18 protein-coding genes are annotated in these 20,984 nt (G+C 45.0%); 10 read left to right on the top strand and 8 right to left on the bottom strand.

Annotated elements, in window-relative coordinates:
• Nucleotides 1-347 precede the first annotated feature (347 nt).
• Nucleotides 348-692: a RidA family protein gene (locus tag A3IK_RS0104400; RefSeq protein ID WP_020558767.1), complete on the top strand. Its 345-nt coding sequence runs from the start codon at nucleotides 348-350 to the stop codon at nucleotides 690-692.
• Between the two features lie 174 nt (nucleotides 693-866).
• Nucleotides 867-1,676, top strand: coding sequence for a hypothetical protein (locus tag A3IK_RS21475; protein ID WP_020558766.1), 810 nt, complete (start codon nucleotides 867-869; stop codon nucleotides 1,674-1,676).
• 170 nt (nucleotides 1,677-1,846) lie between these two features.
• Here the strand turns inward: A3IK_RS21475 and ppnP are convergent, their stop codons facing one another.
• Nucleotides 1,847-2,161 carry a pyrimidine/purine nucleoside phosphorylase gene (gene ppnP, locus A3IK_RS0104390; RefSeq protein WP_020558765.1) on the bottom strand — a complete coding sequence of 105 codons (315 nt, stop codon included), beginning with the start codon at nucleotides 2,159-2,161 and terminating at the stop codon, nucleotides 1,847-1,849.
• A 148-nt stretch (nucleotides 2,162-2,309) separates the two neighbouring features.
• Between ppnP and A3IK_RS0104385 the strand changes: the two genes are divergently transcribed.
• A complete protein-coding gene (locus tag A3IK_RS0104385) occupies nucleotides 2,310-3,314 on the top strand; it encodes an adenosine deaminase (RefSeq protein ID WP_020558764.1) in 1,005 nt (334 codons plus the stop codon).
• Between the two features lie 103 nt (nucleotides 3,315-3,417).
• Here A3IK_RS0104385 and A3IK_RS0104380 read toward each other — a convergent pair whose 3' ends face one another.
• A complete protein-coding gene (locus A3IK_RS0104380; protein ID WP_020558763.1) occupies nucleotides 3,418-4,560 on the bottom strand; it encodes a succinylglutamate desuccinylase/aspartoacylase family protein in 1,143 nt (380 codons plus the stop codon).
• A gap of 83 nt (nucleotides 4,561-4,643) precedes the next feature.
• Between A3IK_RS0104380 and A3IK_RS0104375 the strand changes: the two genes are divergently transcribed.
• The 3 genes from A3IK_RS0104375 to A3IK_RS0104365 are packed head-to-tail and all read left to right on the top strand — an operon-like array spanning nucleotide 4,644 to nucleotide 8,883.
• Nucleotides 4,644-5,315: an ABC transporter ATP-binding protein gene (locus tag A3IK_RS0104375; protein ID WP_020558762.1), complete on the top strand. Its 672-nt coding sequence runs from the start codon at nucleotides 4,644-4,646 to the stop codon at nucleotides 5,313-5,315.
• Nucleotides 5,312-7,801, top strand: coding sequence for an ABC transporter permease (locus A3IK_RS0104370; protein WP_020558761.1), 2,490 nt, complete (start codon nucleotides 5,312-5,314; stop codon nucleotides 7,799-7,801). The genes A3IK_RS0104375 and A3IK_RS0104370 overlap by 4 nt, the downstream gene beginning before the upstream one ends.
• Nucleotides 7,798-8,883, top strand: a complete 1,086-nt coding sequence (locus A3IK_RS0104365; protein ID WP_020558760.1) for a lipocalin-like domain-containing protein — start codon at nucleotides 7,798-7,800, stop codon at nucleotides 8,881-8,883. The genes A3IK_RS0104370 and A3IK_RS0104365 overlap by 4 nt, the downstream gene beginning before the upstream one ends.
• Before the next feature lie 49 nt (nucleotides 8,884-8,932).
• Here A3IK_RS0104365 and A3IK_RS20140 read toward each other — a convergent pair whose 3' ends face one another.
• Both A3IK_RS20140 and A3IK_RS0104355 read right to left on the bottom strand, forming a co-directional pair.
• The gene (locus A3IK_RS20140) at nucleotides 8,933-9,511 is read right to left on the bottom strand and encodes a porin family protein (RefSeq protein ID WP_020558759.1); all 579 of its coding nucleotides are present in this window, start codon (nucleotides 9,509-9,511) and stop codon (nucleotides 8,933-8,935) included.
• 169 nt (nucleotides 9,512-9,680) lie between these two features.
• Nucleotides 9,681-10,226, bottom strand: coding sequence for an outer membrane beta-barrel protein (locus A3IK_RS0104355; protein WP_020558758.1), 546 nt, complete (start codon nucleotides 10,224-10,226; stop codon nucleotides 9,681-9,683).
• A gap of 446 nt (nucleotides 10,227-10,672) precedes the next feature.
• On the opposite strand from A3IK_RS0104355, the gene A3IK_RS0104350 reads away from it, so the two are divergent.
• From A3IK_RS0104350 to A3IK_RS0104335, 4 genes are all read left to right on the top strand, one after another.
• Nucleotides 10,673-11,683, top strand: coding sequence for an ABC transporter substrate-binding protein (locus A3IK_RS0104350; protein ID WP_020558757.1), 1,011 nt, complete (start codon nucleotides 10,673-10,675; stop codon nucleotides 11,681-11,683).
• Between the two features lie 169 nt (nucleotides 11,684-11,852).
• On the top strand, nucleotides 11,853-12,731 hold the full coding sequence (locus A3IK_RS0104345) for an ABC transporter permease (protein ID WP_020558756.1): 879 nt from the start codon (nucleotides 11,853-11,855) through the stop codon (nucleotides 12,729-12,731).
• 14 nt (nucleotides 12,732-12,745) lie between these two features.
• Complete coding sequence (locus A3IK_RS0104340; protein WP_020558755.1) at nucleotides 12,746-13,849, top strand: quaternary amine ABC transporter ATP-binding protein; 1,104 nt, start codon at nucleotides 12,746-12,748, stop codon at nucleotides 13,847-13,849.
• 126 nt (nucleotides 13,850-13,975) lie between these two features.
• On the top strand, nucleotides 13,976-14,725 hold the full coding sequence (locus tag A3IK_RS0104335; protein WP_020558754.1) for a tetratricopeptide repeat protein: 750 nt from the start codon (nucleotides 13,976-13,978) through the stop codon (nucleotides 14,723-14,725).
• Between the two features lie 40 nt (nucleotides 14,726-14,765).
• Here A3IK_RS0104335 and A3IK_RS20660 read toward each other — a convergent pair whose 3' ends face one another.
• Genes A3IK_RS20660 through gspD form a run of 4 tightly spaced genes read right to left on the bottom strand, consistent with a single transcriptional unit; the run spans nucleotide 14,766 to nucleotide 20,832 of the window.
• Nucleotides 14,766-14,918, bottom strand: a complete 153-nt coding sequence (locus tag A3IK_RS20660; RefSeq protein WP_083915662.1) for a DUF1016 N-terminal domain-containing protein — start codon at nucleotides 14,916-14,918, stop codon at nucleotides 14,766-14,768.
• 15 nt (nucleotides 14,919-14,933) lie between these two features.
• Nucleotides 14,934-16,160 carry a type II secretion system inner membrane protein GspF gene (gene gspF / locus A3IK_RS0104330; protein WP_020558753.1) on the bottom strand — a complete coding sequence of 409 codons (1,227 nt, stop codon included), beginning with the start codon at nucleotides 16,158-16,160 and terminating at the stop codon, nucleotides 14,934-14,936.
• Nucleotides 16,160-17,665 carry a type II secretion system ATPase GspE gene (gene gspE / locus A3IK_RS0104325; protein ID WP_020558752.1) on the bottom strand — a complete coding sequence of 502 codons (1,506 nt, stop codon included), beginning with the start codon at nucleotides 17,663-17,665 and terminating at the stop codon, nucleotides 16,160-16,162. The genes gspF and gspE overlap by 1 nt, the downstream gene beginning before the upstream one ends.
• Complete coding sequence (gene gspD / locus A3IK_RS20135; protein WP_083915661.1) at nucleotides 17,665-20,832, bottom strand: type II secretion system secretin GspD; 3,168 nt, start codon at nucleotides 20,830-20,832, stop codon at nucleotides 17,665-17,667. The genes gspE and gspD overlap by 1 nt, the downstream gene beginning before the upstream one ends.
• Between the last annotated feature and the right edge of the window lie 152 nt (nucleotides 20,833-20,984).

Here is a 20,984-nt window from a genome sequence, read left to right as displayed (position 1 = left end):
TACTTAGGTCAGTAATAAAATGAGAACCTCAACCCTCGATTGGTGTGTCGGTCAAGCTAGCCCTTAAGAGTAGGCTGTGTAGTTCCACGCTCAACTATTTTTAGTGCATTTCGGCAATCGGGACTACGCATTTACTCTTGATCAATGTATGCTCATCCGTATAAACGCACTCTGAATATGTCTGCCTAATCGACTTTCTTCCCTCTACCTTATATAGCACGACGGCATAACTCTTTCTGATACATACTCATACATGGATTTTAAGTGTAAGATAGTCCTTATCTGTTTAGAGACAGAACGTTTAACAAGAAACTCATAACAAATTCTAGCTAGCGAGAGTTAATACCATGTTACTTAAACGTTATCATACCAGTACACGCTATAGCGAAGCGGTGACACACCGAGGGGTTGTCTATTTATGTGGTCAAGTAGGCGATGGTGACACCATTCAAGCCCAGACGGAACACTGTTTAGCACAAATTGACGACTTACTAAAGCAAGTGAATAGTGGACGCGATAAAATTTTACAGGCCATTATTTGGTTGAGTGACATTAAAGATTATGAAGGCATGAATACCGTTTGGGATGCTTGGATTCCGCCCGGTTTTGCTCCTGCACGGGCTTGTGCTGAGATGCGTCTTGCCTGTGATAAATATAAGGTAGAAATCGTCATTACCGCCGCGTGCGACTAACCGATCTATGCTGTGGATCTTACTTTTGGGAGGCTGAACTCAGCGCTCCCGAAGGCTAGATTGTCTTTGAGTTAATACCGCCCATCTAAGTCACTTCTGCAATTCGCCTCTGCCTGGCTATAACAACTACTATTCTAAGTTCTAAACTTCAACCATTAACCCCTGAGGCAACCCATGGTCACAGTCTATCTTGCTAGCACTGTTTTTCCGAGTGATCGATCGATTATTGATACACCTATCGAAATTGATCTTCCTGCTATCAATCTTGAGAGTGCTATCCCTGCAACTAATAATTTTAATAATAGTGTCGCGCGAGTAGTGGAAACCTTGAATCCTCAGGTATTGGGTGAAGTGCCTCCCATAGCGGATAACACTACAGTTCCCACAGTTCCCACGACTCCTACAGTTCCCACGACTCCCACAGTCATCACAACCCCGACAGTTTCCACAACCCCTACGACTCCTACAGTCATCACGCCCCCGACAGTTTCCACAGTCGCCACGACGCCCACAGTCATCACCCCCCCCACAACCGCCACAGCTCCCACAATTCCTCCTGTACCAAATCGTACAGAGGATGTTGCCGCTCAAACGGGTAATCCTACCTTAGGGACTCTAGCACAAACCCTAGCACGTCAACGCGCTGAGACCGCCACGCCTGTAGCAACAGAGACGGTGGATAGCAATACTAGGCGCTTGCCACCGGGCTTAGCACGGGCAAGACCTGCTCCTGCTGCGTTGAGAGCCTCACCCGTATTTGCAGCGCGTGATGCCGCAGCAACCGTTCCCGCTACTGGCGCACAGGCGGCTTCAACGCCAACCACAACCAGTACGGCTCCTACCGTATTAAATGCGGCTGATCTAGCGGCTGTTGCATTGGCACAAAACACGGCTAATCCGACAGATGCCTTAGTGCTAGATACCCCGATGGATACTCCGGTGGTCGTAGATGTTCCGGTTGTAGCAGGTGCGGTAGAGGTTTAGTAGGTAGGTAATAATCTAGCGGTATGATTCGGCGCATCCTTGCGCCTTTCGTGCTTAAGTGAAAAATCGTTTCTGACGATTTTCTCACAGCAGTCGTATAACAAATACTTAACAAATACTCGATTACTGGTATTCAAGTATTAAGGTACAGCGTCCACTGCTCCTATGACCTAACCAAAATGGCATACGTAATGTAACGGCTCACCACTCACTTCAATCTGAAACAAGCTATTCCCCGCCACCTCAAACGATTGACCGGCTGTATAGGTGTGCCATTGATCCTTACCGGAAAACTTCACGCGACAATGACCTTTTTGCAGTTCCATCACTTCAGGCGCTCCGGTATTAAAGGTCAAACTCGCAGGAAAAATAACCCCTACACTTTTACGGCTACCATCGGCACATTGCAGGGTATAACTGACACATTTACCATCAAAATAAATATTAGCGGTTTTAGCAACTGACACATTATCAAACTGGCTCATAGACACCTCTTTTATCGATTAGCAAATCTAAACCGTCGCATACTCTCAAACCTCTCCTAAACGGTCAATGCTTTACTAAACATAGCGAGGCCGTTATACATTCGTTACACTTCCCCTTAAGTTCCACTACTCATGAATCGCTAAGTCTATGAATAATTTTCACTCATTTCTAAATAATCTCCCTAAAGCCGAGCTGCATATGCACCTAGAGGGCAGCCTTGAACCGGAGCTGCTATTTAAGCTCGCCCAACGTAATCAGATTAAGCTGCCCTTTGATTCGGTAGAAGCCCTTCGTGCGGCCTATGAATTTGGTAATTTGCAGGACTTTCTTGATATTTATTATCAAGGAGCCGGTGTACTGCAAACCGAACAGGATTTTTATGATTTAACCTGGGCGTATTTAGAGCGTTGCAAGGCGCAAAATGTGCTGCATGTTGAACCCTTTTTTGATCCCCAAACCCATACGGATCGGGGTATTGCCTTTGACACCGTGATTAAGGGTATTGATCGGGCGCTGCAAGATGCTAAGACGCAATTAGGTATTAGTAGCCGCTTGATTATGTGCTTTTTGCGCCATTTACCCGAAGCGGCTGCCTTTGAAACCTTAGAACAATCCCTACCCTATCAAGATAAAATTACTGCGGTTGGTTTAGATAGTTCAGAAAAAGGCTTTCCGCCGGAGCTGTTTGAGCGCGTTTTTGCTAAAGCGCGGGAAGCTGGGTTTTTAACCGTCGCCCACGCCGGTGAAGAAGGGCCTGCGGAGTATATTTGGCAAGCGCTGGATTTATTAAAGGTGCAGCGGATTGATCATGGGGTGCGCTGTGTGGAAGACCCCGCCTTAGTTGAGCATTTAATTAAGATTCAAATGCCGCTGACGGTCTGTCCGCTGTCGAATACTAAGCTCTGTGTGTTTAAGGATATGCGTGAGCATAATATTTTGGCGTTATTAGAGCGCGGGGTGAAGGTGACAATTAACTCGGATGATCCAGCCTATTTTGGTGGGTATATGACCGAGAATTTTGTCGCTGTGGCGGATGCGTTAAATATGACGAAGGCGCAGGCGATTAAACTAGCCGAGAATAGCTTTACGGCGAGCTTTTTGTCCGAGGCGGAAAAGGCGGAGTGGGTGAAACGCTTGCAACTTTTACACTAAATAAGGCTTAGGCTGCGTCAGGGTATGCGTGACGCAGCCATTCGGTGAGTTAGAGTAACATCGGTGGTATTGAAACCTATTACTCCTAAAAATAACCTAGCTACTAATCCTGCAATAAATATTTCCCGCGTGAGGGTAATAACTCTTTTCCTACTATTTTAGCCACCGATGCACCACGCCAAACATATTTAAAGGTATTCCTCGACAATACCACTCCTGCCGTTCCAGCATAAAGGGGGATACGTTTTCGAAAAGCCTCTTCACCGTCTAAACTAATCAGCTCAGCAATTAAATCCCCTTTCTTAACCTGTTGACCTAATTCAACGGTGTAAGCTAATAATCCAGCCTGTGGTGTTTTAATCATTTCAGTGGCGGCTAAATCCGTTGCACTCGGTGTTTTTGGTGGTAGCGGTAAAATTAACTCGCCCCCAATTAAACCCTGTGCCTGAAAAAAAGCATACAGGTGTCTAGCATCGGTTTTATTGAGTTCATCAAAAGTATCAAATTGCCCGCGATATTCTAAAGTAGCCGAGTGTGTGGCTTGGGGAATAGGTTTATTCGGGAACTGCTTGGCTAAGCGGCTCCATAGCGTTGACCATACTTCATCAAACGAACTGCCACCGCTAGCTTCACAGACCAAGGTCGCCGCTGCCCCCATCCAATCCGATAGGTTTTGCATTACCTCTGTCGACTGCGGCACGGTAAAAATATGCGGCAAGGAATCACTATCACAGTGCAAATCGAGGACATAATCCGCATCAAACGCCTCTTGCATTACATAATGGCGCTGCTGTTGTAGGGCATTCACAGGCTGTTGCTCACTCAGCCAGTGCTGTACTAATTCTCGTACTCGCTTAACATTGTCCTCAGCACTATCGGTTAAATACGCCCCCACATGCTCCTCAATGGCAGCATATAAATCTGGCCATTGCCGATTAAAATTCACCCCTGAGCTGCGATCATAACGCCCTTGATGTTGTAAGAAACCAATGTCTCCCATACCCAGCGGATTCACCATTGGGAATACCACAAACCTAGCCTTTAATAAGCCCTTACTATCAGCGTCTATGAGGTATTCGAGTAAATGATGCAAAATCAAAATCCCCGGCTGCTCATCCGCATGTAGAGCGGCTTGTAAAAAAATTTTGCGTTTGGCATCCGCTGGGCCTATTTGAAAATATGTAAGCTCAGTACATTTCCCCGGCGCATCCCCTTCTATTATTTTTACGATTTTTGTTACTGCCATGCTGCTACCCCCCTATAGATTACTTGCCAAATTTAGCCTATTGCCCCTATTCTGCCTGATCTTGCAAAGGACTCGATACCTTTATGTTAGAACTCATCCAGCTCTCTAAAGCTTATCGCCAGCCCGATGGTTACAGCACACCCATCCTAAGCAATCTTAATTTTCAATTAGGCGCGGGGCAATCTGCCGCTCTATTAGGTGCTAGTGGCAGCGGTAAAAGTACGCTCTTACATTTAATCGCAGGCTTAGATAAACCCGATGCGGGCCATATTTTGATTCAGCAGCAATCCCTGACTGATTTAACAGAAAGCCAATTAGCCCAGCTCCGCCGTACTACCATTAGCCTTATCTTTCAACAGTTTTACCTCATTAGTACCTTAAGTGTGGCAGATAATATTCGCTTTCAGGCGCAATTAGCCAAACGTTATAACGCCCAATGGGAAGCTGAGCTGATTGAGCGCTTAGATTTAACAAGCCAATTACAAAAATACCCGCATCAGCTCTCCGGTGGACAACAACAGCGTGTAGCCATTGCGCGGGCTTTATTACATAAACCGGCACTGGTGCTAGCGGATGAGCCGACCGGAAACTTAGACGAACATAGCAGCGAGCAGGTCATGGCGCTTTTGAGTGAATTGGTCAAACAAGCAGGCAGTAGTTTACTCATGGTCACACACAGCAAAGTGATGGCAGGGTATTTAGATCAGCAGTATTGGCTCAAATCCGGTGTACTACACAGCAAGGAGAGCGCATGAGTATGTTATTACTCAGTCTCAAAGCCTTACTCAGTCACTATTGGCGCTACCCGTGGCAGGCGCTTTTTTTATTAGTCGGACTCTGTGCCGGTGTGGGCTTATGGTCAGCGGTACAAGTCATCAATAGCCATGCGAGAGCGAGTTATGAGCAAGCCAATCAAGTCCTCGGCACACAAGCGCATTTCTGGATTCGTGCCGCGAATGGTACGGGGGTAAGCACGCAAGATTATACCGCACTCCGCCGCCTAGGTTTTCGTGAAGTCTATCCCGTAGTACAAGGCATCATCACCACCGCTACTAATCAACGTATTCCCTTAATTGCTACGGATCCTATTGTATTACCGGCTGAAGTCTTACAAACCAATACCTCTACAGTAGCGTTTAATGACCTCGCCTTTATTCAGCCCCCCTATCAAGCGTGGTTTCCTCCTGACCTGGCTAATGAGCTGAATCTCACTGCCAATACCCGCGTCTTATTGAAAAATGGACAAACTCTGCCCCCCGCGATTCTGCAAACCCAAGCGCAACAAGGCCGACAAGTACTCCTCGACATCGCCCCCGCCTTAAAAGCACTGCAACGCAGTACCTTAAGCTATCTAGCCGTCACACCACTAAGCTCTGAGCGGCAAACTCAACTAGAACAAGCTTTACCCCCTCACCTACGGCTCATCCCTAATCGGCAAAGCCTAGACCTCACTCAACTCACCCAAAGTCTACATACCCAACTCACCGCCATGAGTCTCTTGTCGTTTGCGGTGGGACTATTTATTGTCTTTAATGCAGTCCGTTTTTCACTCTGGTATCGCCGCCCGACATTACGCACCTTACGTTTAATCGGCGTGAGTGTGCAAACCTTGATGCTAGCCATTGGGCTAGAAACCGTGATCTGGAGTATTGTGGGGAGTAGTTTAGGTTTACTCATTGGTTATGGTTTGAGCCAGATATTATTGCCCGCGATGAGTGCGAGCTTACAGTCCTTATATGGAGCCAATATAGGCTCTCACATTATACTGCAACCTACGACAGTACTGTTGGCATGGCTCTTAACCTTAGGTGGCTTAATCATCGCACTTGCTCTACCCCTATGGCAGCAATTACGTTTACCCGTCTTGCCTAGTCATTCTTTAAGCACCTACTGGCTCACCGATCAACGTACTCGACGCTATTTACTCCTCGCAGCCATTGGGTTAAGTATATTAGCGCTGGTTTTGTATCCATTGATTAGTACCTTGATACAAGGCTTTATTTTACTAGGTATCGTACTCTTAGCCGGAGCGTGGGCTTTACCTAGCTTATTGGCTCTTAGTTTAACGCTACTAGAGCGCCTCTTACCCAAACACTCATTTCAGGGGCGCTGGTTAATTCGTGATGGTTGGGCACAATTACCCGCCTTACGTACTGCAATGATGGCCTTATTATTAGCCTTGACTGCTAATTTAGGGGTGGAGGCACTGGTTGGTAGTTTTCGTACTGCATTATCCGATTGGCTCGAACAGCGCTTATCCTCTGATCTGTATGTGCAGGGCAGTAGTTCCTTTGATTTAGCCACATTACGCGCTAATCCTAGCACCGCGACCTGGCTTAAAGCGGTGAATGAACGTACTCAAGTCACGTTACGTTATCAAGACCAACCCCTTGTTTTACGGGGTCTTGATCACTCCGCCCCCGATACACAAGAGTTAGGTATCACTCAAGCCCTACCCCAAACAATAAACCTATGGCGCAACCTAGATACCCAACAGAATTGGGTATTAGCTAATGAACAATTACACTTTTTAGGCAGCAAACAGATCGGTGAGAAGCTAGAACTCCAAACCCCTCAGGGTTTAAAACCTTTCACGATTGCTGCCTTCGTCCATGATTATGGCAATCCGTATTACCAGCTTTATATCCCCAATCGCGTACTAAAAACGTATTGGCCTCAGCCAGAGCCTTGGAATATCTCACTGTGGTTAAACAACCCTAGTGATCTCCCCAAAGCCGAGCAAGCGCTATTAAATGCAGGGGCTAAAGCCGGTGATTGGACGGTGCAACAAACGATAAAAGCAGCTTCGATGAAAATCTTTGAGCGTACCTTTGCCATGACAGCGGCGATTAATAGTTTGACTTTATGGGTAGCTGGCATTGCCTTACTCGCGGCACTGATGGCGATTTTACAAGAACGTTTGCCTGAATTTGCGCAGTGGCGAGCCTTGGGGGTTAATACTAGAGAACAATGGTTAGTGATGAGTGTCCCCCTACTCCTATGGGCCAGCATCACATGGTTAGTAGCCTTACCCTTAGGCGCATTATTGTCATGGCTCTTGATTCATAAGCTCAATGTCATGGCCTTTGGTTGGAGTATGCCCCTATTGTGGTCAATGCGACCCGCAGGGGTTTTGGCTCTTATGACCTTAGGTGTTATCGCTATCACCTTAGTCGTGGTCGCTTGGCAATTAAAACGGCAATTACCCCAGACCTTAGCACGCTTAGGAGGACAACTATGAGAATACGGTGGTTATGCCTACTCCTGTGTTGGAGCGCCATAAGCCTAGCTGAAAGTGCAACACAAGAGGTTTATCAAGTCCTACGCCAAGACGCATCAGGCTATGCTGCTGTCACACCCCACCGCACTTTTAATTTCCCAGCCGATCATTCCCCTCACCCTGATTATCGGATTGAGTGGTGGTATATCACCGCGAATTTAACGGATCCAGAGGGTAAGCCTTGGGGTATTCAATGGACGCTATTCCGGCAATCCCTCACCCCAAAACCTATTTTAAATGGTTGGGAGAGTAATCAAATGTGGATGGCACATGCCGCACTCTCTACCCCTAATGGTTATTTTCCTGCCCAACGCTTTGCTCGTGGCGGCATTGGACAAGCCAGTGTTGAGGCTCAGCCTTTTGCTGCATGGCTGGATGATTGGGCGTGGCAAAGTCATTCGGCGAATCCTTTTCCCTCAATATTGAAATTTACCGTGGCCGATTGGGAACTCACCTTTGAATTAAACAGTGATAAGCCGTGGGTATTACAAGGCGATCAGGGCTATAACCAAAAATCTGCCGGTAATCAGGCGAGTTACTATTACAGCCAACCCCATATCAGCATTACAGGTACAGCAACACGTCAGGGCAAATCTACTCCGCTTACGGGTACGGCGTGGTTAGATCGCGAGTGGAGTTCACAACCACTAGCCCCTAATCAACAGGGTTGGGATTGGTTTTCTCTGCATTTTAAGGATGGTTATGCATTAATGGTTTATCAATTACGCCACACCGATGGCAAGCATTGGCTCAGTGGAAGCTGGATTACACCTGCAGGCATCAGTCAAACCCTAAAGGCGGAGGATATCGTTTTAACCCCTCAGACTTCACAGACGATTGAGGTGCTTAAACAAGGTCAACCGTTACGCTTAACCCTACCGCTGGCTTGGACGCTTGAATTACCCAAACTCAATAAACGCTGGCAAATCAGCACCCCCTATCCTCAACAATGGATGGCAGCACAGTTTCCGTATTGGGAGGGCGTAGTTGAAGTGGATGGAGGGAAAAATGGGATGGGATATATGGAGCTAACCGGCTATTAGCACGTAGCCTTATCAGCTACGTGCCTATTCAATCACTGACTAAACTAGATTAGAAAGTAGAGAAGGTCACACCACCGGTTAACAAACCATCGCCTTTTAGGTGCTCATACTCACCACGAACCCCGATATTATTGGTGAGTTTATAACCCGCACCAACCCCAAATAGTGCGCCTGTCTCTTTCTCATCTCCATCCTCATTCTTAATTGCTTCACCATCCACCTCAGCTTTCATGGAAAACATACCCAACTTCCCAAATACCTCGGCTTTATTATCCATTAATGGCATACTTGCAGTTGCTGCCACCGAATAGCCCGTCATTTTAAGATTGCTTGTAGTCGTTGTCTTACCATTATCTACATCAAAATCTTCATCAATAAAATTATAATAACCACCCTCTACACCAAAGTTTTTATTGAATTTATAACCGCCATATGCTTTCCAAGAGTAGCAATCCCACTCCAGTTTGTCACAGTCATCCATAACATCACCTGTTACTACTTTACCCATGCTGGCACCTGCATAAAAGCCAGAACCACCACCACCTAACCCCAACCCTGTAGTCAGTCCACCCGCCCACACAGATGAAGTACTTAAGGCAATAACTAAAGCTAATAACTGTTGTTTCATTTTTATTCTCTTTTAATTTAGTAAGTGATCCAAAATCAACTCACCGATTCGGCAAGCTGAGTTGTTTTATTATTCATTAAACAGAACTGCGTTAGGAGTTTTCCCGACAAAAAGGATTAACGGTGAATATTTAATCTAATGAGTAGATTAAAATTCAACCAAATTTACCTTAAAAGCTGGAAAAAGTAATACCTGCTGAAAGTATCCCAATATCCAGACTATTAGCATTACTTTGGAAATTTTCGTATTCACCACGCAACTTCATATTATCATTCATTTTATACTGCAGGCCGCCGCCCCAGAGCACATCGGTACGATCAGAAGAGGCACTGCCACCACTAGCAGATTCCACTATATTACGTCCCGACATGATACCTAGACGCCCAAAGGCTTCGGTCTTGTTAGCCACTGGCATGGAGCCGACCGCACTGACACTCAGGCCAGTAACCGCTAAGGTCATACCATTCCTATAAGTGACATCTAATAATTGATGAAAAGCACCTTCAACCGCAAAACTATCATTGAGTTTATACCCTACCAAGGCCTTACCTTGTAAGCAGTAGCTATCATCACCACAGTCATTCAAATTGCCCCAGGACACCACTGTACCTAGATTACCGCCCACATAGAGGTTTTTACTGTCCATTAAATCAGCCGCTGAAGCGCTAGCATTAGCGACTGCTATCCATGCTAGTGCTATTAGATATTTTTTCATTATTGTGCTCACTCATTTATAAGATTGGGGTTTGCCACCATAGGCAAGGTACACACTACACATGCCAGCATTGTTTCACGTCTCACGGACACATCCCATTTTTTCCGATAAAAAGTAAAAACGTCTTACTCTATTAATATCTATCCATAGGATCATTTAAATTACAGTATTAAATTAATAGCTGATCATTTAAGAAATCAGATCATATCTATACTCTTACTTATTTTCAGATAAAATAAATAATATATATTTTTTATAAATTTATTAAAAAATTTTGTTGTAATTACCAGCCTAAGGCGTTAAGGTGTAAAGAGATTGCTAATTAGCAAGTTACATTGTCATGCGTTTCTCATAATCCTACGCATGGCTGCTTAGCCAAGGTTGATTATTATTAAACTATTAACCTTGTTATTTTACATTGCTTTAAGCAGCGGTAAGGATATCTTATGTCTTTAAAGAATATTTTAGGATTAGGACTTTGCTCCCTAGTCCTATTCACTAGTCAAATGGCTCACTCCGATAACACTTGTGGAAAAGTCAGTTTAGCTGATATGAACTGGGCGTCCGCAGAATTCGCCGCCTATCTAGATAAAATCATTCTCGAAACGGGTTTCGATTGTAAAGTCAGCCTTGTTCCTAGTGATACAGTACCTGCTATTACCTCTATGACTGAAAAAGCAGAACCTGATTTAGCCTCTGAATTATGGTTTAATGCTAATCGTGACAAAATTGAGGCCGCCATTAAAGCTAACAAATTAAAAGCAGTTAGTAATATCCTAGAAGACGGAGGAGAAGAAGGTTGGTGGATACCCCAATATTTTGCTGATGCCCATCCCGACATAAAGACCGTAGAAGACGCACTAAAACACCCAGAGCTATTCCCTAATCCAGAAAATAAAAAGCGCGGTGCATTTATGGGTTGCCCTTCTGGTTGGGGTTGCCAAATTAACACCGATAATTTATTCAAAGCCTTTAAAGGCAAAGAAGCCGGATTTGATTTAATTGATCCGGGTTCAGCAGCGGGATTAGACGGCTCTATTGCTAAGGCTTATGAGCGTAAACAACCGTGGATAGGTTACTACTGGGCACCAACGGCTATCTTAGGCAAATTCCCGATGTATAAGCTCGATTTTAATGTGCCCTATGATGATAAGATGTGGCAGAGCTGTATTAGTAAAGAAGACTGTGTTGATCCTAAACCCTCAGCTTGGGCTAAATCTGAAGTACGCACCGCAGTGACCGTACCCTTTGCCGAACGCGCACCTAAAGCCGTCATGGATTATTTAAGTAAGCGTACTTATAAAAATGACATGCTAAATCAAATTCTAGCTTGGATGGATAATGAAAAAGCCGATGGTGAAGCCGGTGCTATGCATTTCCTCAAAACCCAAGAACCTTTATGGACTACTTGGGTTAGCCCTGAAGTCGCAGAAAAGATTAAAGCTAAAATAAAATAGCCTATTCGAGTTATAAAAATACCCCCTATGATTCCTAGGTACTAATTACTGTGATGATCCTGTATTAGTACCTAGTTTTTAACAATGCTAATAACAATATACCCTATCTTAGGGATTAACTATAAAAACTTAATACTCTCTTATTAGCACCATGATATAGAAGGTTTATATGGATTGGCTAACAGAATTTCCAGCATTGTCTTATGATGCTCTGCGTGAGATTAATAAAGCGGTTGATACTACTTTTCGTGATTTTTCTCGTGAATATGGCAGTAGTATTGAGCAATTTTTTGATCCGCTCTTACAATTTCTAGTCTGGTTAGAGCAATTATTAATTACTACTCCTTGGCCTATTATTATAGGCTTGGTGGCACTGGTTTCATGGTTTGCCAGCCGCAACTATAAAATAGTTTTAGGTGCCACTATTTCTTTATTATTAATTGGTATTTTCGGCATGTGGGAAAATACCATGAGTACCTTAAGCATTATTACGGTTTGCACTCTGTTATCCATACTACTAGGCTTACCTATTGGTATCTTAATGGCGCATTCTAATAGAGCACAGTCATTTATTACCCCTATTTTAGATGTTATGCAGACTATGCCCAGCTTTGTGTATTTAATTCCAGTGGTGATGTTATTGGGTATTGGTAAAGTACCCGGTGTCATTGCGGTGGTTATTTATGCTATTCCTCCTATGATTCGCCTGACTAATTTAGGGATTCGCCATGTAGATAAGGCGGTATTAGAAGCAGCCGAAGCGTTTGGTTCGACCTATTGGCAAAAACTACGTCAAGTTCAATTACCGCTGGCACTGCCTTCTATTTTTGCTGGCATTAATCAAACCATTATGATGTCACTGTCTATGGTGGTGATTGCTTCTATGATTGGGGTGAAGGGTCTAGGGCAACCTGTGTTAAAAGCGATTACTAATCAATACTTTGCTATGGGGTTATTCAATGGCCTAGCGATTGTCGCACTCGCTATTATTTTTGACCGTGTATCACAAAGCTACGGCAAACGCCTTCAAGGCCAACATAACGCATAAGGTAAGGTTTTATTATGTCAAACATAACAGATACCCCCCCTAAATTAGTGGTTGAGGGTTTGTATAAAATATTTGGTAAACATCCTCAGCAAGCCTTGCAATGGGTTAAAGAGGGGATGAATAAACAAGAATTACTGGATCAAAAGCACCATGTACTAGGGTTGCAAGATATTAATTTATCGATTCAACCGCGCTCGATTGAAGTCATTATGGGGCTATCTGGCTCGGGCAAATCCACCTTAATCCGCCATTTTAACCGTCTCTTAGAGCCGACCGCTGGTAAGATTTTATTAGATGGAGAGGATATTCTCACCTTTAACCAGCGGCAATTACGTGAGATGCGTTTACATAAAATTGCCATGGTATTTCAGAAATTTGCCTTAATGCCTCACTTAACCATTGCAGAAAATGTACAGTATGGTTTAAAGCTGCGCGGTTCCTCCCTTAAGGAAGCTGACTTGCAAGAGCGCTGTACTTACTGGTTAGAGCGGGTGGGTTTAAAGGGCATGGAGCAACATTATCCCCGTCAACTTTCCGGTGGTATGCAACAGCGAGTAGGTTTAGCGCGAGCGCTAGCCACCGATGCTGATATTTTATTAATGGATGAGGCCTTTAGTGCTCTAGACCCCTTAATTCGTACCGATATGCAAGATATGCTATTGAGCCTACAACAAGAACTCAATAAAACTATTATCTTTATTACCCATGATCTGGATGAAGCACTGCGTATTGGGGATAGTATTGCTATTTTGCGCGATGGTGCCTTGATACAACAAGGTAATGCACAAGATATTTTGCTGAATCCAGTCGATGCTTATGTGCGGCGCTTTGTAGCTGATGTCAACCGTACCCGTGTGCTGAAGGTAAAGACCATTATGCAGGGCATGAACGCTTTACCTACAGATATCGATGACTCACGCCCCATGACTGTCAAAGGTAGTCGCTCGGTCGAATATCTATTGAATAAGACCATTCTACAAAATCCTAGCGCGATTTGGGTGGTGAATAATAAGGGTGAACGAATTGGGTATATTGATCGAGCCATACTAGCCAATACTATCGGACGCGATGAGGAAGCCGATCAAGACTGGGAAGGTTTATGGGCGGCTAGTGCATGATTTAATGCTAGGTTTGTCAGACCCAGATCAAACCAATATATTTTATAGCCACATTAGTTAAGCTTTTAATTAAAACTAAATACTTATTTGGTATACTGCTCCTACATCATTAGTTAAGGAGCTAGTATGCCTATTTTCATTTTATCGATAATTATTCAAATATCCTTGGTTATTCATATCGTTAAAACAGGGCGTAATACTACTTGGGTATGGATTGTAGTCTTATTACCGTTGGCAGGCTCCATTGCTTATTTGATCGTAGAGGTATTGCCAGAATTATTAAATACCCGTTCTGGTCGACAAGCGCGGCGAGCTTTAGAGCAAAAAATTAATCCCAATAAAGAGGTTAAAGCGGCTATACATCAGTTTAAACTATCTGATTCTATAGAAAACACCTTAAAACTGGCTAATGAGCTGTATCAAAAACAAGCCTATGCGGAGGCTAAAGAGTTATATGCAAAAAGCCTCACCGGAATCTATGCGCATGCCCCTGATATTATGCATGGCTTAGCTAAAACTGAGTTTGCGCTAGGAAACTTTGCCACGACTAAAAAGCTACTAGATGAACTGATTCAGCATAATCCTGACTTTAAAAATCCAGATGCACATTTGCTTTATGCTCGCACCCTCGATGCTTTAGAGGACTATGCTGGAGCGAATGAAGAGTATGAAGCCTTGCATAAGTACTTTGCAGGACCAGATGCAGACTATTACTATGCCCAAATGCAGCAAAAACAAGGTAATACTATAAAAGCAGTTGAGTTGCTCAACGCTATTATTGACAAAGCAGAACTACAGGGTAGTCACTATAAGAGTTTACATAAAGACTATTTAAAAAAGGCTAAGAATAACTTAAAAGAACTAGAAGGTCGTTAACAACGGAGGAGCAGCTAACGACCTTTAGCACTCAGATGATTTACATGTTTGGCTTTGTGTCAGCAATTTTTTTGCGAATCTTATTCACACTCCAGCTTTGAGCCATCGCCTCTTGAGCATACCAAGCCCGCGCCTTAGGTTTACTAATGTGCAATAGGCTATTGTAATGCGACCAGCTCAATACGGGAGACACTGTCTCTCGAAATAGTTAACGCACCAACTGTGGCATATTCAAAATAGGTAACATAATCGCTAATACAATGAGCGTTACAATCCCACCCATGAGTAAAATTAAGGCTGGCTCTAATAACCCCACAAAGGTGGCTAAACGCGCTTGAATTTCGCGCTCTTGCTGAGTCGCCGCCCGCTCTAACATTTGCTCTAAACGTCCACTACCCTCACCACTAGCAATCAGATAAATCATCATAGGGGGAAATAATGTCGATTTTTCCAAAGCCTTATAAATGGATGTACCCTCACGCACCCGTGCTGCCGCTTCTAATATGGCTTGGCGCATGGGTAAATTACTCACGACTTCCGCTGCAATATGCATAGCATCAATAATCGGCACCCCACTAGATGCTAAAATACTTAAAGTACGCGCAAATCGTTCGCTATTAGTACTCCGCACTAAACGCCCTATTACAGGTATTTTTAACTGCCAACGTTGAAAACGCATTTTCCAACTTTCTTGCTTGAGCAATAAGAGGATTAAGAATGCAATCCCTACGATTCCGATTAATAAGGCCGTACCATAGTTTTCTAAAAATTGGCTGCTTTTAATCAGTAAGCGAGTTAATAAGGGTAATTCATGATTAAATGTATCAAATACTTTAATTACATTGGGCACCACAAACTTTAATAGCGCGATGACAATACCAATCGATACTACACTTAATAAAATCGGATAGGCTAATGCACTCGATACTTTTTGCTGACTGAGTTGACGGTTTTCGGTGTAATCGGCTAAACGCTCTAATACCTGCTCTAAATGCCCTGACTTTTCCCCCGCGCCTACAGTTGCTCGATATAGAGCAGGAAACGCATGCGGAAATTGTCCTAAAGCATTGGCAAGCGTATGTCCTTCTAATACTTTAGAGCGGACGGCGGAAATAATACGTCGCATCGAGCCATTTTCGGACTGGCGTACAATCGAATTCAATGCCTCCTCAATCGGAGAACCTGAGCCTATTAGCGTTGCCAATTGGCGCGTGACTAAGGCTAAATCGGTGGGGCTTAAACCGCCTCCAAATAAGGGGCGCGACATCACCCCAGTGGCGGTTTCTTTGTGTTTTTTAATCACCGCTTGGACTTCCAGCGGAGTTAGCTCGCGGTTACGTAGGGCTTGGCGCACCTGACGGGAGGTATCCCCCTCTATAATGCCCCGCTCTTCTTTGCCTTTACTATTTAAGGCACGATACTCAAAGGCTGGCATTATTCATTCCCCTCATGCGTGACGCGCAATACTTCCTCTAAAGTGGTGCGCCCCTCTAGCACCAACCTCACCCCATCCTCACGAATGCTGGGCATGGTTTGACGCGCATAACGCTCCATTTCAATTTCACTCGCACGGTTATGAATTAATTGGCGCAAGTTTTCATCTAAGACGATTAGCTCATATACCCCTGTACGTCCGGTATAACCACTATGATTACAAACTACACAGCCTACAGGTCGATAGAGGGTAATGGTTTCACCTAATGGCAAACCCATCGCTTCTAATTCAGCAGGTGTGGCTTGATGAGGGGCGCGACACTCCGAACATAACATACGCACTAAACGCTGAGCGAGGACGCCCAATAAACTAGAAGATAATAGATAAGGCTCCACCCCCATATCCTGTAACCGTGTTACCGCTCCAATAGCCGTATTGGTATGCAAAGTACTAAAGACTAAATGCCCGGTTAAACTCGCTTGAATGGCAATTTCAGCCGTTTCTAAATCGCGAATCTCCCCTACCATCACCACATCGGGATCTTGACGCAAAATCGCCCGTAGGCCGCGTGCAAAGGTCATATCAACTTTAGTATTGACCTGCGTTTGCCCAATGCCATCGATAAAATATTCAATCGGGTCTTCCACGGTTAGAATATTGCGCTCGCTATTATTGAGTTCAGTGAGTCCAGCATAGAGGGTGGTGGTTTTCCCAGAACCCGTAGGCCCTGTCACTAGCACAATGCCATGTGGCTTTTGAATCAATTGTTGTAGACGTTTATGTGCTACCGGCTCCATACCAAGCTTAGTTAGGTTCAAACGCCCGGCTTGCTTATCTAAGAGCCGCAATACCACCCGCTCGCTGTGACCAGAAGGCAACGTTGATACCCGCACATCCACGGCTCGCCCCGCTAGACGTAGGGAAATACGTCCATCTTGTGGCACCCGTTTTTCCGCAATATCGAGCCGCGCCATGACTTTAATTCGCGAAATAATCAAAGGTGCTAACTTACGCGGAGGTTCGAGTATTTCACGCAATACGCCATCAATGCGCATTCTGACCTTCATACGGGTTTCAAAGGCTTCGATATGAATATCGGAAGCACCCTCCTTCACCGCTTGAGCCAGTAAGGCATTGATGAGACGAATAATGGGCGCATCATCCTCAGACTCTAATAAATCCTCCGGTTCGGGTAAGGCTCCTGCGATATCGTTTAAATCCAGCGTATCACCAATATCCTGCATCACCTCCGAACCAACTTGACTACGATCATAGGACTGAGCCAAGAGGCGATTAAAGGTTTCGCTATCCACCGCTTCAATCTCAAACGCACCGCTATAGTGACGCTGTACCTCGGCTAATACAGTCATAGTTGTGGGTTCACGACATACTAAAGTAGGGACTGCCGCCTCACGCCACAACACCCCATGCCGCTTAGCAAACGCATAGGGAATCTCTAAAATCTCTACTGTTTCGATCAATTCCGGTTCAAGCATAACGCTCATCACTTCAATCCCGACTTGGCCTGTGGTGCATAGGAAGGTGTAGGCTTATAGTCTTCCACCGGTTGTACAACACGTCGTCTGATCACTCGCGCGGGAGGTCTTTGGGGCTGAGGGGTGTAATGCAAATTATCCACCGACGTATTATTTTTCTGTAGCGGACGTAATTGCGCTGCGCGTTGATCGGGGCGTCCGCGTTGTAGCACCTGACTATTCACTTGCTGGCGTTGCATGGTTTCATACTTAGCACGCGTATAAGCATCCGCCGCATTCGCATCAGGAATAATCATGGGATGAATAAAGACCATTAGATTTTGCTTGGTTTTGGAGGTGTTAGTTCCCCTAAATGCGCCCCCGATCAAGGGTATATCCCCTAATACCGGGACTTTTTCCTTAGAGTCGCGGAAGGAATCCTCAATCAATCCCCCTAATACTAAGACTTGCCCATCCTCAACCATGACATTAGTAGTAATCTTACGCTTATTGGTAATCACATCAGAGGCGCTCACACTAGTGGAGGCTACATTGGAAATCTCTTGATCAATTTTAAGATTAACCGTTTTACCTCGATTGATGCGCGGGGTCACAATTAGGCTTAAGCCCACATCGCGCCGCTCAATGGTAGTAAAGGGATTGGTAGAGCCGCTGGTGGTACTAGCATAGCTACCCGTAATAAAGGGGACTTCCTGTCCTACGACAATCTTAGCCTCTTCATTATCAAGGGTTACTAGGGTAGGCGTTGATAAGATATTAGTTGCTGCATCACCCTTTAAGGCGCTCGCAATCAGACCAAATTGACTACCACCAATGACCTTACCCAAACCAAACAATAAACCAGAACTTAGAGCACTCGCAGCGGTACTCGAACCCGACAAAGCAAAGGCTTGCCCTATACCATTACCAAAGTTACTGATCCCCACCGCCCCGCCGGTATTCGCATTTTCAGGACGGGCCGCGAGACTAACACCCAAACGATGCGCCAGATCCGTAGAAACCTCGGCAATAATCGCCTCAATCAACACTTGTCCACGGCGCACATCAAGCTGAGCAACCACCTTACGCAAATTAGGCTGCATAAATTCTGGGGCGGTAATAACCAGTGAGTTAGTCGACTTATCGGCAATCACACTAATCGAGCTATCCCCACTTGAACTACTAGTGGTCGCTCCCCCCCCTTGAGCCGCCTCAGCAGCACCTTTGATTTGCTGTTGTAAGGGAGAGGACATACCTTGTAATACTTTCTCTAGATCCTCTGCTTTAGCATATTTTAAAGGAATCACAATCGTGCCACCTTTAGGCTTTTGCTTCACATCGAGCTTATTAATCACGCCATAGAGATTCGGGAATAGATATTCAGGCGCGGTGACGACAAGAGAGTTGGTATTACGATCAGGAATAATGGAAATAGCATCGCCTTGATCGGCAATTTGTTTAGCGGCGGCACCTTCTACCGTTCCGGCTACATTTTGCTGCACCCCTTTGGTAATACCTTGCAGGGTTTGCGCCATCTCTTCGGCATTAGCAAACCTTAAGGTGATCACCCGCGTGCCACCTTTAGGCTTTTGTTTGACATCGAGCTTATTAATCACACCATAGATATTGGGGAATAAATATTCTGGCGCGGTAACTAGGAGAGAGTTGGTATTGCGATCCGGCACAATAATAATCGACTCGCCTTGATCCGCCATTTGTTTAGCAGCGGCACCCTCCACTGTACCAACCGCATTTTGTTGTGCGCCCTTGGTAATACTTTGTAGGGTTTGTGCCATCTCTTCGGCACTGGCAAATCTTAACGGGATAACACGAGTGCCACCTTTGGGCTTTTGTTTGACATCGAGCTGGGCAATCACACTACGAATATTAGGATAGAGATAGACCGGAGCAGTCACCACTAATGAGTTGGTATTCCGGTCGGGAATAATCAGTACTTGATTCCCCGCGCCTGCTAGCGCCCCCGCTGACCCTTCAGCCACACCCGCTTTTTGCTGTTGTACCCCTTGAGAAATCCCTTGTAGGGTTTGCGCCATTTCTTCGGCATTGGCATAGCGTAAGGGGATAATCTGAGTGCCGCCAATTTCTTTGCGCGGAACATCCAAGCGCTCAATGGCAGCCCGTAAACGCTCACGAGCAGCTTTATCCCCCGAAATCAATACACTATTAGTACGCTCATCGGCAGAGATACGTATGGCGCTTCCCCCTGGTAATACCCCACCATCAGGTAACTGCACCCCACCAGCACCAATTAACTGCTGTAAGGTTTGTGCAATTTGGGTAGCGACCGCATATTTTAGATTAATTAAATCAAAGCCATCATTATTCGGGCGATCAATACTTTTGGCTAACTCAATCACCCGTGCCACGTTTTGAGCGCGTCCGGTGACAATGAGTGAATTACTAGTTTGATTCATTTGTACACGGGTATCACCTTGCCCTGCTAAAGGCACCAACGTGGCATTGGCAGTAATAGCCGGTACATATTGCAAGCGCAACACTTGTGTCACCACTTCATCAGGTGCCAAACGGGGTAAACCATTCTCCTCTGGCACGGGCGGAATAATATTCGCGGGAGTTGTGGGCTGGATTAATCCGGGGGGTAAATTCGCATCAATCTCAACAGGAGGGGTTTCGCCTTGTAAGCGACTTTGCTCCGGCACAATCGATGGCGTAGCCTCTGGATAGGCACCAAAATCCAGATTAGGCCCTGCCATCGAAGGGGGAGCTGGAGTAGTATTGGGTGCAGGATCTGGAGCACTTGACTTGCGTGAATGGGCGGTTTGATTGGTTTTAGAATTAGCACTCCCGCCTATAATGGGAGCCACATTTTGTACCGAGCGATTGATAGGAACGATTTTAGTAATATTGCCAGTATCAACAGCCGATAAGTTATGCACTTGTAAAATCGAAATAAAAGCATCATAGAGTTCGGAATCGGTAATGCCACGCCCCGAAATAAAAGTGACCTCTGCCCGAACTGAGGGATCAATCACAAAGTTACGCCCCGTACGTTTAGACACTAACTCCACTAAAGCACGAATATCCCCCCCTTGAATATTAATGGCAGGATCATTCTCCGCCGCTAAAGCGGGATAATTCGATACCGCTAAGGAAATGATTAGTGGTAATACACCTAAGCGATGCATTAAGGTCGACTTCAATACTGGAGACTTCATAAGTAATAATCAGTTTCTGTGCAATAGTTTTAGTGTTATGACAAAAATACCGTCTAATTTAACGGCTCTAAACAGAGAGACGGTTTTGAGAGAAAATTATAAGGTAAGTAGCTAAGTAAACGTAATCGGGTCTTTCTGTAGCAGTCTTGGCG

It is taken from the genome of Thiofilum flexile DSM 14609 (assembly GCF_000380185.1).
GTDB lineage: Bacteria > Pseudomonadota > Gammaproteobacteria > Thiotrichales > Thiotrichaceae > Thiofilum > Thiofilum flexile.
Note: the sequence above shows the minus strand (reverse complement) of the source record. Positions and strands in the feature narration are given on the sequence as shown.